Origin of the sequence: Streptomyces colonosanans (assembly GCF_001866645.1) — a bacterium.
GTDB lineage: Bacteria > Actinomycetota > Actinomycetes > Streptomycetales > Streptomycetaceae > Streptomyces > Streptomyces colonosanans.
Map to the genome: position 1 here is coordinate 15,458 of NZ_MLYP01000053.1, position 13,379 is coordinate 28,836.

Sequence of the window (13,379 nt, forward strand, 5' to 3'; positions counted from 1 at the left end):
CCATGGCCAAGCTCGAACTCCTCCCCGCGGTCGACGTCCGCGACGGCCAGGCCGTCCGCCTCGTGCACGGCGAGTCCGGCACGGAGACCTCGTACGGCTCCCCCCTGGAGGCCGCCCTGGCCTGGCAGCGGGCGGGCGCCGAGTGGCTGCACCTGGTCGACCTGGACGCCGCGTTCGGCACCGGTGACAACCGCGCGCTCATCGCCGAGGTCACCGGGGCGATGGACATCAAGGTCGAGCTGTCCGGAGGCATCCGGGACGACGACACCCTGGCCGCGGCCCTGGCCACCGGCTGTACGCGGGTGAACCTCGGCACGGCCGCCCTGGAGAGCCCCGAGTGGGTCGCCGGGGTCATCGCCGAGCACGGCGACAAGATCGCGGTCGGTCTCGACGTACGCGGCACGACCCTGCGCGGTCGCGGCTGGACCCGCGACGGCGGCGACCTCTACGAGGCGCTGGAGCGCCTCGACAACGAGGGCTGCGCGCGGTACGTCGTCACGGACATCGCCAAGGACGGCACACTCCAGGGCCCGAACCTGCAGCTGCTGAAGAACGTCTGCGCGGCGACGGACCGTCCGGTCGTCGCCTCCGGCGGGGTCTCGTCCCTGGACGACCTGCGGGCGATCGCCGACCTCGTCCCCCTCGGTGTCGAGGGCGCGATTGTCGGGAAGGCCCTGTACGCGAAGGCGTTCACCCTGGAAGAAGCCTTGGAGGCTGTGTCGTCATGACGTCCGAAGCCGTACGGCGCGTGCAGAGTGGAAGTCCTTGGGAAGAGAACTTCGGGTTCGCGCGCGCCGTCGCGGCGGGCGACCGCGTCCTGGTGGCCGGCACCAGTGCCTTCAAGGGCAGCGTGCTGTACGGCGAGGGCGACCCGTACGAGCAGGCCAAGGTGGCCTTCGCCGACGCGGTCGAGGCGATCGGCGAGTTCGGGCTCGGTGTCGAGTCCGTACTCAGGACCCGGATGTACCTGGCGCACCTGCGGGACGTCGACGAGGTGGGCCGGGCCCACAAAGAGCTGTTCGACTCGGTGCGTCCGGTCTCGACCCTGCTGGTCGTGGAGGGCTTCGTCGACCCGCGCATCCTGGTCGAAGTGGAACTAGAGGCATTCAGAGGAGCCGTGGATTCATGACCCTGGCGGTCCGAGTCATCCCCTGCCTGGACGTGGACAACGGCCGGGTCGTCAAGGGTGTCAACTTCCAGAACCTGCGCGACGCGGGCGACCCCGTCGAGATGGCCAAGGTGTACGACGCCGAGGGCGCCGACGAACTGACGTTCCTGGACATCACCGCGTCCTCGGGCAACCGTGAGACGACCTACGACGTGGTGCGCCGCACCGCCGGGCAGGTGTTCATCCCGCTCACGGTCGGCGGCGGGGTCCGCACGGCCGAGGACGTCAACCGGCTGCTGCGCGCGGGCGCCGACAAGGTGGGCGTCAACACGGCCGCGATCGCGCGCCCGGACCTGATCCGCGAGATCGCCGAGCGCTTCGGCCGCCAGGTGCTGGTGCTCTCGGTCGACGCGCGCCGTACGGAGTCCGGTTCGTTCGAGGTGACCACCCACGGCGGCCGTCGCGGCACCGGCATCGACGCGGTCGAGTGGGCGCACCGGGCCGCGGAGCTGGGCGCGGGCGAGATCCTGCTGAACTCGATGGACGCGGACGGCACCAAGGACGGCTACGACCTGGAGATGATCGAGGCCGTACGCAAGCACGTGACGGTTCCCGTCATCGCGTCCGGCGGCGCGGGCAAGCTGGCCGACTTCCCGCCGGCGATCGCGGCGGGCGCGGACGCGGTGCTGGCGGCCTCGGTGTTCCACTTCGGGGACCTGCGGATCGGCGAGGTGAAGCAAACGCTGCGGGAGGCGGGGCACCCCGTCAGGTAGGCGCCAGGCCGGTACCGCGCGCCGCGGCCCAGGTGGAGGCCGTAAGCGGGAGGGGCCCCGACGACCGGGGCCCTTTTCCCGTGTCACGCGCGGCGCCGGCCGCTCAGAGCCCCAGTTCCTTCGTCTCCTGCGCCTTCGCGATCGCGTCCTTGTCGCCCTCCAGCTCCACGTCCGCCACCCCCTGCCGTCCGAGCGCGAACATCAGCAGCTCCGAGGGCTCGCCGGTCACCGTCACCACCGGAGTGCCCCGGTGCGCCACCGCCGTCTGCCCGTTCGGGCGGCGCAGCACCAGGCCCGTGGGCGCGCCGCGGCCGGTCAGCCGGGCCGTGCGCTCCAGCCGCGACCACAGCGCGTCCTGGAACACCGCGTCCAGATGGCGCGGCGTCCAGTCGGGCTGTGCCCGGCGCACGTCCTCGGTGTGGACGTAGAACTCGACGGTGTTCGACATCTCGTCGATCTGCTTCAGCGCGAACGGCGAGAAACGCGGCGGGCCCGTACGGATGAGCTGGATCAGCTCCTCGTACGGTTTCGCGGCGAACTCCGTCATCACGCGCTCCAGGCGTGGCAGCAGCTGCTTGACGAGGATGCCTCCGGCCGCGTCCGGGCGGCGCTCGCGCACCACCACATGCGCGGCTAGGTCACGGGTGGTCCAGCCCTCGCACAGGGTGCGGGCGTCCGGGCCGGTGGCCTCCAACAGGTCGGCGAGGAGAAGCCGTTCACGCTTGGCATGGGTCGACATGCAGTCAGCGTACGGCTGGGAAGACCGTCCGCCCACCGGACGGCGGCGGGGCGAACCGGTGCCGCGCGGCACAATGGTCGGCATGACCAGCACGCCTTCGCCCAGCACGCCCAGCGGTCTGGCCCCCCAGATCGCGGCACGCCTCAAGCGCAGCCCCGACGGGCTGATCCCCGCGATCGCCCAGCAGTACGACACCGGTGAGGTACTGATGCTCGGCTGGATGGACGACGAGGCACTGCACCGCACGCTCACCACCGGCCGGTGCACCTACTGGTCGCGCAGCCGTCGGGAGTACTGGGTGAAGGGCGACACCTCCGGCCACGTCCAGCACGTGAAGTCGGTCGCCCTGGACTGCGACGCCGACACCGTACTGGTCAAGGTCGACCAGGTCGGCGCCGCCTGCCACACCGGCGACCGGACGTGCTTCGACGCCGACGTACTGCTCGCCGACGCAACCTCACCCTCCGCGGATCAGTAAGGTCGGCGGCCATGGACCTCGAGACGTTCCGCAAGCTGGCCACCGACCGCCGCGTCATCCCGGTCACGCGCAAACTCCTCGCCGACGGCGACACCCCGGTCGCGCTCTACCGCAAACTCGCCGCGGAGCGCCCCGGCACCTTCCTGCTGGAGTCCGCGGAGAACGGCCGCTCCTGGTCCCGCTACTCCTTCGTGGGCGTCCGCAGCGCCGCCACCCTCACCGAGAAGGACGGCCGGACCCACTGGCTCGGCGCCCCGCCCGTCGGCGTCCCGGTCGACGGCGACCCGCTGGCCACGCTCCGCGCGACCATCGAGGCCCTGCACACCCCCCACCGGGAGGGCATGCCGCCCTTCACCGGGGGCATGGTCGGCTATCTGGGCTACGACATCGTGCGCCGCCTGGAGAAGATCGGCCCCGGCGAGCGCGACGACCTGCGGCTCCCCGAGCTGACCATGCTCCTCACCAGCGACCTCGCCGTCATGGACCACTGGGAGGGCTCGGTCCTGCTGATCGCCAACGCGATCAACCACAACGACCTCGACACGGGCGCCGACGAGGCATACGCGGACGCCGTGGCCCGGCTGGACGCGATGGAGGCCGACCTGTCCCGCGCGGTCGCCCAGCCGCCCGCCGTGCTCCCGCCCTCCGAACTGCCCGAGTACACCGCCCTGTGGGGCGGCCAGGACTTCCGGGAGGCCGTCGAGGACATCAAGGAGCGCATCCGCGCGGGCGAGGCCTTCCAGGTCGTCCCCTCGCAGCGCTTCGAAACACCGTGCACGGCGAGCGCGTTGGACGTCTACCGGGTGCTGCGGGCGACCAACCCGTCCCCGTACATGTACCTGTTCCGGTTCCCCTGCGGCGACGGGGAGGCCTTCGACGTCGTCGGCTCCAGCCCGGAAGCACTGGTGAAGGTCGAGGACGGCCGCGCGATGGTTCACCCCATCGCGGGCACCCGGCACCGCGGCGCGACCCCGCGGGAGGACCAGGCCCTCGCCGAGGAACTGCTCGCCGACCCCAAGGAGCGGGCCGAACACCTCATGCTCGTCGACCTGGGCCGCAACGACCTGGGACGGGTCTGCACACCCGGCTCGGTCGAGGTCGTCGACTTCATGTCCGTCGAGCGGTACTCCCACGTCATGCACATCGTCTCCACCGTCACCGGCCGGGTCGCGGAGGGCCGCACCGCCTTCGACGTCCTGACCTGCTGCTTCCCGGCCGGCACGCTCTCCGGCGCGCCCAAGCCGCGCGCGATGCAGATCATCGACGAACTCGAGCCGTCCCGGCGCGGGCTGTACGGCGGCTGCGTCGGCTACCTGGACTTCGCGGGCGACTCCGACACGGCCATCGCCATCCGCACCGCACTGCTGCGAGGCGGTACGGCGTACGTCCAGGCGGGCGCCGGAATCGTCGCCGACTCCGACCCGGTCGCCGAGGACGACGAATGCCGCAACAAGGCGGCGGCAGTGCTGCGGGCCGTCCACACGGCGAACCGCCTGGGCCGATGAGCCGCCTGCCGATCCGGACGAAAGGCCCTTGGGGGCCCCGGGTGAGGGTTCGCCCGGGCTTCGGGCGATAGTGGAGTACGTGACTGCCGTACCCGACCCCCGATCCGAGGCCGCCGCACCCGCCCGCTCCGGCCGCCGCAGCCTCGCCCTCGCCCTGCTGTGCGGGGCGGCCGGTGCCGCCGTGGCGCTGCTGTCCTCCCGGCAGGAATGGTCGGCGGGGACCGTGCCGGTGGCCGGCGGCGACTTCCCGCTCAGCGCCAACGGCAGCGACGTCACGGGTGTGCCCGCGGCCCTCGCCGTCGTGGGCCTCGCCGCACTCGTCGCCGTCTTCGCCGTCCGCAGGACCGGACGCCTCCTCGTCGCCGGGCTGCTCGCACTCTCCGGCGCCGGCACCATCGCCGCGGCGCTGCAGGGCGTCACCGACAGTTCGGCACTCGACGAGAAGGCGGCGCAGACGGCCGGCGACACCGCCGCGACCGCTACCGCGCTCACGCACACCGCCTGGCCGTACGTCGCGGTCCTCGGCGGCGCCCTCATCCTCCTCGCCGGACTGCTCGCCCTGCGCTACGGCCGGCTGTGGCCCACGATGTCCGGCCGCTACGAACGCGACGGCACCCCCCGGCCACGCCAGGCGAAGCCTGCCGACCCGGACCGCCCCGAGGATCTGTGGAAGGCGCTCGACCGGGGCGAGGACCCCACAAGTGCGTGACCGCCCCGGCCGACGCGCGACCCCGCACTCACTCCCTGCAAGCGGGTACGGGACAATGGGCGCCGAGTCTTTGACTCATCCACGTACAGACAGCTAACGAGGAGCAAGTCATGGCGGGCAGCAGCCACCACGGTCACACCCCGGCCGCCTGGGCCGGTGTCATCATCGCCTTCATCGGTTTCTGCGCCGCGGGCGCCTTCACCGTGTTGGCCCAGCCCGTTGGCTTCTGGGCCAGCATCGCGGTCATCCTCCTCGGCGCCGTCGTCGGCGGCATCATGCGCCAGATGGGCCACGGCCAGGGCGACGGCGTGCTGAAGCGGGCCGCGGACGTGGAGAGCTGACTCCTGCGCACCACCCGCGTGAGGCGGCCAGGGCGCTGAGTGCCCGGGCCGCCTCACGCGTCCCGGGCCGCGCTGGGCGCGCCGGGCGCTGGGCGGGCAGAATGCGAGGCGTGAACACCGCATCCCGCTGCGTGACCCCGCCCGCACCGCGCGCCCCGGCCGCCCGCCTGCTCCGGCGCACCGCCGCTCCCGCGGGTGTGCTCGCCGGTGTCCTCGGGGCCTTCGCGTACGTCGGGGTGGTGGACCCCAACCAACCCGGGCACTACCCCGTCTGCCCGCTGCTGGCCTACGCCGGAGTGTTCTGCCCCGGCTGCGGCGGACTGCGCAGTGCGCACGCCTTCGTGCACGGGGACTTTCCCGCGGCGCTCCAGGACAACGCTCTGGCTGTCGGCGGCTACCTGGTCTTCGCGGTGGTGTGGGCCGTCTGGATGGTCCGCGCGGTGCGGGGACGGCCCCTGCGGATCGAGCTCGGGCCGGTGCACCTGTGGAGCGTGGGCGCCTTGCTGCTGGTCTTCACCGTTGTCCGGAACCTGCCCTTCGGTGGCTGGCTGCATCCTTGATCAACCGGGGAACCTCCAGGTAAGGGGGGTCGGCGTCAACCGGATGCGAGGCCTTCGCCTTCCTCCGGATACCATCGCAGTGACGCCGGTTTCGTCCGTTCGGGCGCTCCCGGTGGACCAAGGCTCAACTCGACAGAGCCGCTTGAATCCTCAACCGTCAGGAAGGGGGCCGCTCGCGTGAGTGTGCTCGACGAGATCATCGACGGAGTCCGTGCCGACCTCGCGGAGCGGCAGGCGCGCGTCAGCCTCGACGAGCTCAAGGAGCGCGCGGCGAAAGCTCCCGCGGCCAAGGACGGCCTCGCCGCGCTGCGCGGGGACGGCGTCAAGGTGATCTGCGAGGTCAAGAGGTCCAGCCCGTCCAAGGGCGCGCTCGCCGCGATCGCCGACCCGGCGGGGCTCGCCGCGGACTACGAGGCGGGTGGCGCGGCCGTCATCTCCGTCCTGACCGAACAGCGCCGCTTCGGCGGCTCGTTGGCCGACCTGGAGGCCGTGCGGGCCCGGGTCGACATCCCGGTGCTGCGCAAGGACTTCATCGTCACCTCGTACCAGCTCTGGGAGGCGCGGGCCTACGGCGCCGACCTCGCGCTGCTGATCGTCGCCGCCCTGGATCAGCCGGCCCTGGAGTCCCTCATCGAGCGCGCCGAGTCCATCGGGCTCACGCCGCTCGTCGAGGTGCACGACGAGGAGGAGGTCGAGCGGGCGGTGGACGCCGGGGCGAAGGTGATCGGGGTCAACGCACGCAACCTCAAGACCCTGGAGGTCGACCGCTCCACCTTCGAGCGGGTGGCCCCCGAGATCCCCGGGTCGATCGTGAAGGTCGCCGAGTCCGGGGTCCGCGGACCGCACGACCTGATCGCCTACGCCGAGTACGGTGCCGACGCCGTGCTGGTGGGCGAGTCGCTGGTGACCGGGCGCGACCCGAAGACGGCGGTCGCCGACCTGGTCGCGGCCGGTGCGCACCCGGCACTGCGGCACGGCCGGAGCTGACACCCCGGTAGGGTTGGCGTCGATGAAGCTTCCGATCACCGCGGCGACCAGGGACCCCTATGCCCGCCTCGCCCGCGGGTGCCGGCCGCGTGGCTGCCGGGCGCCCGCGCGGCGGGTGCACGGGCGACGGGTGCGGTACGTCATCGGTGACGAACCCGGGCAGGTCAACGGGATGCGATGGCGTCGCCCGCGTGCGCGCCGGTCACCTGCGGTGAACTGAAGCAGTACCGGGTGAGCCCCGGGCCGGGGTGTCCCGTCGCCGCCGAGTGGTTCCGGCGGGTTCGGCATCGCCGGTCCCCGCCGTCATGGTCCTTCGCCCTCAGGCGAGGCATGCGACCGCGGTGGTCATCACACCGCAGGCCTGGCAGACCTCAGGGACAGCGCGCGCACGCGATCGACGTCGTCCTCAGCCCGACCGACACCGGGGCTTTCGCCCCTGCGAGGTAACCGCATGCCCAGCGAATTCTTCATTCCCGACCCGGAGGGTCAGGTGCCCAGCGCCGAGGGCTACTTCGGCGCGTTCGGCGGCAAGTTCATCCCGGAGGCCCTCGTGGCCGCCGTGGACGAGGTCGCCGCCGAATACGAGAAGGCGAAGGGCGACCCCGAGTTCGCCCGCGAGCTCGGCGACCTGCTCGTCCACTACACCGGCCGACCCAGCGCCCTCACCGAGGTGCCGCGGTTCGCCGAACACGCCGGTGGCGCCCGGGTCTTCCTCAAGCGGGAGGACCTGAACCACACCGGCTCCCACAAGATCAACAACGTGCTGGGCCAGGCCCTGCTCACCCGGCGCATGGGCAAGACCCGCGTCATCGCGGAGACCGGTGCCGGCCAGCACGGTGTCGCCACCGCCACCGCCTGCGCCCTCTTCGGCCTCGACTGCACGATCTACATGGGAGAGATCGACACCGAGCGGCAGGCCCTCAACGTCGCCCGCATGCGCATGCTCGGCGCCGAGGTCGTCGCGGTGAAGTCCGGCAGCCGCACCCTGAAGGACGCGATCAACGAGGCGTTCCGCGACTGGGTCGCCAACGTCGACCACACCCACTACCTGTTCGGCACGGTGGCCGGCCCCCACCCCTTCCCCGCCATGGTGCGCGACTTCCACCGTGTGATCGGTGTGGAGGCGCGGCGGCAGATCCTGGAGCGCGCCGGGCGCCTGCCCGACGCGGCCATCGCCTGTGTGGGCGGCGGATCCAACGCCATCGGGCTCTTCCACGCCTTCATCCCCGACACGTCCGTACGCCTCATCGGCTGCGAGCCCGCGGGTCACGGCATCGAGACCGGTGAGCACGCCGCCACCCTCACCGCCGGTGAGCCCGGCATCCTGCACGGTTCCCGGTCGTACGTCCTTCAGGACGACGAAGGGCAGATCACCGAGCCTTACTCGATCTCGGCGGGTCTGGACTACCCGGGCATCGGCCCCGAGCACGCGTACCTCAAGGACAGCGGCCGCGGCGAGTACCGCGCGGTCACCGACGACGCGGCCATGCAGGCCCTGCGGCTGCTGTCCCGCACCGAGGGCATCATCCCGGCCATCGAGAGCGCCCACGCGCTCGCCGGCGCTCTGGAGGTCGGCAAGGAGCTGGGCAAGGACGGGCTGATCGTCGTCAACCTGTCCGGGCGCGGCGACAAGGACATGGACACGGCCGCCCGGTACTTCGGCCTGTACGAAACCGACGCGTCCGTCGCCGCGGACGCCGGAAGCGACACCGCCGAGATCGAGGGGGACGCCAAGTGAGCGGAAACGTCCAGCTGCTGACCGACACCCTCGCCGCCGCGAAGGCGGAGGGCCGGTCCGCGCTCATCGCCTATCTGCCGGCGGGCTTCCCGACCGTCGACGGCGGCATCGCCGCGATCAAGGCCGCCTTCGACGGCGGCGCCGACATCGTGGAGGTGGGCCTGCCGCACAGCGACCCCGTCCTCGACGGTCCCGTCATCCAGACCGCCGATGACATCGCGCTGCGCGGCGGCGTCAGGATCGCCGACGTCATGCGCACGGTCCGCGAGGCACACGAGGCGACCGGCAAGCCGGTGCTCGTGATGACGTACTGGAACCCGATCGACCGCTACGGTGTGGAGCGCTTCACCGCCGAGCTGGCCGACGCGGGCGGCGCCGGCTGCATCCTGCCGGACCTGCCCGTGCAGGAGTCGGCCCTGTGGCGGGAGCACGCCGACAAGCACGGGCTCGCGACGGTCTTCGTGGTCGCGCCCAGCAGCAAGGACGAGCGGCTCGCCGAGATCACGGCGGCGGGCTCCGGCTTCGTGTACGCGGCCTCGCTCATGGGCGTCACCGGCACCCGCGAGTCGGTCGGCACCCAGGCCCAGGACCTGGTCCGGCGCACCCGGGCGACCACCGAGCTGCCGGTCTGCGTGGGCCTCGGCGTCTCCAACCCCACGCAGGCCGCCGAGGTCGCCGGCTTCGCCGACGGAGTGATCGTCGGCTCCGCGTTCGTGAAGCGGATGCTGGACGCGCCGGACGAGGAGGCCGCCCTGGAGGCCGTACGGACGCTGGCGGGCGAACTGGCCGAGGGCGTCCGCGGCAGGGCATGACACCCGGAGGTCCTCGCTCGCGCGGGTGAATCCCGGACAGAGCGGACCGTTGGCTCGCCCGAACGGGTGGACCTGGGGCCGGGGAGGCGCGCTGCGCCTCCCCGGTTCGTTCTGCCGGATGTGAGCGAGAAGAACCGTGACGGAAAGCGCGCCGCCCGTGAGCGGCTGGCCGTGCAGCGCGAGAAGCAGAAGGCTGCGGAGAAGCGCCGACGGGGGCTGATCGTGGGGGCCGCGATCGTCTGCGTCCTGGCCCTGGCGACGGTGGGGGGCATCCTGGCGGCGAACACCGGGAAGAGCGGCTCCTCGGGCCCCTCCATCGGGCCCTCGGGGGCGACGGGCAAGGACGGCCTCGCGATCCCCGTCGGCAGGGACTCCGCCAAGTCGACCCTCACGGTGTGGGAGGACTTCCGCTGCCCGGCCTGCAAGGTCTTCGAGACGGTCTACCGCCCGACGATCCACGAACTGGTCGACGCCGGAAAGCTGAGAGTGGAGTACCACCTGGTCACGCTCATCGACGGGAACCTGGGCGGCAGCGGCTCGCTCCACGCGGCCAACGCGGCGGCGTGCGCGCAGGACGCCGGAAAGTTCCGGCGCTACCACGACGTGCTGTACGACAACCAGCCCAAGGAGACCGTGGACACCTTCGCGGATCACGCCAAGCTGATCAAGCTGGCCGGCAAGGTGGGCGGTCTCGACACGCCGACGTTCCAGAAGTGCGTCAAGAGCGGCACGCACAACGGCTGGGTGACCAAGGTGAACAGCGCGTTCCAGAGCGGCGGCTACTCGGGCACGCCGACCGTGCTTCTCGGCGGCAAGAACATCAACGCGGACCAGACGATGAACCCGGCGAAGCTGAAGGAGATGGTGGAGGCGGCGAACAAGAGCTGAGACTGCCGTGACCAGTGGTGCCCCCGGTGCCGGTGTGCCGGGGGCGTCACACGTTATGGACCCGTAGCCGCGCGGGTTGCCACCCTACGTGCCCGGCACGGTAGCGTCGTTCCTGCCATGGAACTTGCCTACATCCCCAGCCCGTCGCGCGGAGTGCTGTACCTCGGCCCCATCCCGCTGCGCGGTTACGCGTTCTGCATCATCATCGGTGTCTTCGTGGCCGTGTGGCTCGGCAACAAGCGCTGGATCGCCCGAGGCGGGCGGGCCGGCACGGTGGCCGACATCGCGGTCTGGGCCGTGCCCTTCGGCCTCGTCGGCGGACGCCTGTACCACGTGATCACGGACTACGAGCTGTACTTCAGCGAAGGCCGTGACTGGGTGGACGCCTTCAAGGTCTGGCAGGGCGGGCTCGGCATCTGGGGCGCGATCGCGCTCGGGGCGGTCGGCGCGTGGATCGGCTGCCGCCGCCGGGGCATCCCGTTGCCCGCGTACGCCGACGCCCTCGCACCCGGCATCGTGTTCGCGCAGGCGATCGGGCGCTGGGGCAACTGGTTCAACCAGGAGCTGTACGGGCGGCCCACGGACCTGCCCTGGGCGCTGCACATCACGTCCGCGACGGACGGCCGGGTGCCCGGCTACTACCACCCGACGTTCCTGTACGAGTCGCTGTGGTGCATCGGGGTCGGGTTCCTGGTGATCTGGGCGGACCGCCGCTTCCGGCTGGGCCATGGACGGGCGTTCGCGCTGTACGTGGCCGCGTACTGCGTCGGCCGCGGCTGGATCGAGTACCTGCGGGTCGACGACGCGCACCACATCCTGGGCGTCCGGCTGAACGTGTGGACGGCGATCCTGGTCTTCCTGCTCGCCGTGGCGTACTTCGTGGTCTCGGCGCGGCTGCGGCCGGGGCGGGAGGCGGTCGTGGAACCGGGTGCGTCCGATGACGCCGTCGAAACCGCGGGCGACTCCACGGCCGACCAGGGGCCGAAGGACGAGAAGTCGGCCGACCCCGAGGTGACCGAGGACTCCGCGTCCTCCACTGTCACCGAGGCCGCAGAGGACGTCGAGGCCTCGGAGGGCGAGGTCAAGTCGGTGAAGAAGGGCTGAGCAGGGCCCGGGAACGCCGGGAGGGAGGCCTCGGCCTCCGATCCCGGCGTACGCCGCCTCATGGTTCTGACCGCGGCGTACGTCCCGCGCGAAGATCTCCCATGTGACCTCTGTGAGCGTCCGCGCCGGTGCGTGCAGGTCCCGGCGGCTCGCCTCCGCGACCGATTTCGCCGGGTCACGCGGCGCATCGGAGCCGAGCGCGCCGGCCGGAGCGCCCGCCATCGTCGCGGTGGAGCCGCAGCCCCGGCCGCGGTCTACCTGTATCGGGGAGGAATCGCCTCCCGCGGTCGCGACGCGAAGCGTCGTCGTACCCACTCTCGCGGGCCGTGCCGCAGACCGTCTCGAGGGCTGCGCGGCCCGTCCTTCGCGCCCGCCGGGGGGGCGGAGCCGGTGACCTGAGCGGTCGCCTCGAGCCTCATGCACCCTCAGCATCACCCGTCCGCTCTCTGCGCGGACGGCGGTCACGGATGCGCGCGTGAAGGTAAAAGCGCAGGTTAGCCCAGCCTCTCCTTGCTGGCGAGGACTCGATTTACGGCGTACTTTCACTCTTGTCGAAAAGTGGAAACAGTCCAATCAAGCAGCTCTGGGGGCTGGGGTATGGCCATCATCGAGACCGAGGCGAAGCTCCACGCGGCGCACCGGGACAATCACACCCACCGCGACGTCAACGGCGGCTGGCTGCGTCCGGCCGTCTTCGGTGCGGCGGACGGGCTGGTGTCCAACCTGGCCCTGATGACCGGTGTCGCCGGCGGATCCGTCAGCCAGGGGACCATCATTATCACCGGACTGGCGGGCCTGGCCGCGGGTGCCTTCTCCATGGCGGCCGGCGAGTACACGTCCGTCGCCTCGCAGCGCGAACTGGTCGAAGCCGAACTCGACGTGGAGCGGCGGGAGTTGCGGAAGCACCCGGAGGGCGAGGAGGAGGAGCTGGCGGCGCTCTACGAAGCGCGGGGCGTCGAGCCCGGGCTGGCCCGCGAGGTCGCCAGGCAGCTCTCCCGCGATTCCGAGCAGGCCCTGGAGATCCACGCGCGCGAGGAGCTCGGCATCGACCCGGGCGAACTGCCCTCCCCGATGCTCGCCGCCGTCTCCAGCTTCGCGGCCTTCGCGCTCGGCGCCCTCACGCCCGTCCTGCCGTATCTGCTCGGCGCCCGCACCCTGTGGCCCGCCGTGCTGTGCGCCCTCGTCGGGCTCTTCGTGTGCGGCGCGGTCGTGGCCAAGGTGACCGCGCGCACCTGGTGGTACAGCGGGCTGCGGCAGCTCGCCCTGGGTGGCGCCGCGGCGGGTGTGACCTACGCCCTGGGCGGCCTGTTCGGCGCGGCCGTAGGGTGATATTTGAGGCGAATTGCGTGAATGCTCGCACAAGGAGTCGCTGCTCGGCGGTTTCGACTGCTCGGCCGGCGGGCATGAGCCGTAGGCGCCGCGGGCAATGAGGCCTGCTCCGCAGTTTTCGCGGCGGGCGACGATGCCCGCAGCTCCCGGGCCCATGGACACGGATCTGTCCGGCTGCGCCCCCCTTGAATCCATTGCCGTACGGGGAACCATCCGCGCTGTACCCCGGCGATGTCCGCATACTGGAACAAGCTTTCCGGTTCCCGGAAAAGGCCTCATCATCTGATCTGTACGACTCCACGCAGAGG

At 71.7% G+C, this 13,379-nt stretch carries 16 protein-coding genes; 15 read left to right on the forward strand and 1 reads right to left on the reverse strand.

Annotated elements, in window-relative coordinates:
* The first annotated feature begins 2 nt into the window (after positions 1-2).
* The 3 genes from priA to hisF are packed head-to-tail and all read left to right on the forward strand — an operon-like array spanning position 3 to position 1,881.
* On the forward strand, positions 3-728 hold the full coding sequence (gene priA / locus BIV24_RS20475) for a bifunctional 1-(5-phosphoribosyl)-5-((5-phosphoribosylamino)methylideneamino)imidazole-4-carboxamide isomerase/phosphoribosylanthranilate isomerase PriA (RefSeq protein WP_071367829.1): 726 nt from the start codon (positions 3-5) through the stop codon (positions 726-728).
* Positions 725-1,129, forward strand: coding sequence for a RidA family protein (locus tag BIV24_RS20480; protein ID WP_071367830.1), 405 nt, complete (start codon positions 725-727; stop codon positions 1,127-1,129). Before priA ends, BIV24_RS20480 begins: the two co-directional genes overlap by 4 nt.
* The gene (gene hisF, locus BIV24_RS20485; RefSeq protein ID WP_071367831.1) at positions 1,126-1,881 is read left to right on the forward strand and encodes an imidazole glycerol phosphate synthase subunit HisF; all 756 of its coding nucleotides are present in this window, start codon (positions 1,126-1,128) and stop codon (positions 1,879-1,881) included. The genes BIV24_RS20480 and hisF overlap by 4 nt, the downstream gene beginning before the upstream one ends.
* 103 nt (positions 1,882-1,984) lie before the next feature.
* Here hisF and BIV24_RS20490 read toward each other — a convergent pair whose 3' ends face one another.
* Positions 1,985-2,620, reverse strand: coding sequence for a TIGR03085 family metal-binding protein (locus BIV24_RS20490; protein WP_071367832.1), 636 nt, complete (start codon positions 2,618-2,620; stop codon positions 1,985-1,987).
* Positions 2,621-2,693: 73 nt separating this feature from the next.
* On the opposite strand from BIV24_RS20490, the gene hisI reads away from it, so the two are divergent.
* The 12 genes from hisI (at position 2,694) to BIV24_RS20545 (ending at position 13,071) form a co-directional block, all read left to right on the forward strand.
* Entirely contained in the window at positions 2,694-3,098 is a 405-nt protein-coding gene (hisI, locus tag BIV24_RS20495; protein WP_425442581.1) for a phosphoribosyl-AMP cyclohydrolase, read from the forward strand.
* Positions 3,099-3,109: 11 nt separating this feature from the next.
* On the forward strand, positions 3,110-4,603 hold the full coding sequence (locus tag BIV24_RS20500; protein ID WP_071367833.1) for an anthranilate synthase component I: 1,494 nt from the start codon (positions 3,110-3,112) through the stop codon (positions 4,601-4,603).
* 70 nt (positions 4,604-4,673) lie between these two features.
* Positions 4,674-5,312 (forward strand): TIGR02234 family membrane protein, encoded by a 639-nt coding sequence (locus BIV24_RS20505; RefSeq protein ID WP_071367834.1) that lies wholly within the window; start codon positions 4,674-4,676, stop codon positions 5,310-5,312.
* A gap of 110 nt (positions 5,313-5,422) precedes the next feature.
* Positions 5,423-5,653, forward strand: a complete 231-nt coding sequence (locus BIV24_RS20510) for an HGxxPAAW family protein (RefSeq protein WP_071367835.1) — start codon at positions 5,423-5,425, stop codon at positions 5,651-5,653.
* Between the two features lie 101 nt (positions 5,654-5,754).
* Positions 5,755-6,213, forward strand: coding sequence for a DUF2752 domain-containing protein (locus tag BIV24_RS20515; protein ID WP_079168411.1), 459 nt, complete (start codon positions 5,755-5,757; stop codon positions 6,211-6,213).
* A 177-nt stretch (positions 6,214-6,390) separates the two neighbouring features.
* A complete protein-coding gene (trpC, locus tag BIV24_RS20520; RefSeq protein WP_071367836.1) occupies positions 6,391-7,200 on the forward strand; it encodes an indole-3-glycerol phosphate synthase TrpC in 810 nt (269 codons plus the stop codon).
* Between the two features lie 22 nt (positions 7,201-7,222).
* Positions 7,223-7,420 carry a tryptophan biosynthesis modulator TrpM gene (trpM, locus tag BIV24_RS36520; protein WP_079168412.1) on the forward strand — a complete coding sequence of 66 codons (198 nt, stop codon included), beginning with the start codon at positions 7,223-7,225 and terminating at the stop codon, positions 7,418-7,420.
* 231 nt (positions 7,421-7,651) lie between these two features.
* Complete coding sequence (gene trpB / locus BIV24_RS20525; protein ID WP_071367837.1) at positions 7,652-8,938, forward strand: tryptophan synthase subunit beta; 1,287 nt, start codon at positions 7,652-7,654, stop codon at positions 8,936-8,938.
* Positions 8,935-9,750 (forward strand): tryptophan synthase subunit alpha, encoded by an 816-nt coding sequence (gene trpA / locus BIV24_RS20530; protein ID WP_071367838.1) that lies wholly within the window; start codon positions 8,935-8,937, stop codon positions 9,748-9,750. The genes trpB and trpA overlap by 4 nt, the downstream gene beginning before the upstream one ends.
* Positions 9,751-9,870: 120 nt before the next feature.
* Positions 9,871-10,638, forward strand: a complete 768-nt coding sequence (locus tag BIV24_RS20535) for a DsbA family protein (RefSeq protein ID WP_071367839.1) — start codon at positions 9,871-9,873, stop codon at positions 10,636-10,638.
* A 117-nt stretch (positions 10,639-10,755) separates the two neighbouring features.
* The gene (lgt, locus tag BIV24_RS20540; protein ID WP_071367840.1) at positions 10,756-11,742 is read left to right on the forward strand and encodes a prolipoprotein diacylglyceryl transferase; all 987 of its coding nucleotides are present in this window, start codon (positions 10,756-10,758) and stop codon (positions 11,740-11,742) included.
* A 597-nt stretch (positions 11,743-12,339) separates the two neighbouring features.
* Entirely contained in the window at positions 12,340-13,071 is a 732-nt protein-coding gene (locus tag BIV24_RS20545) for a VIT1/CCC1 transporter family protein (protein WP_071367841.1), read from the forward strand.
* The last annotated feature ends 308 nt before the right edge of the window (positions 13,072-13,379 follow it).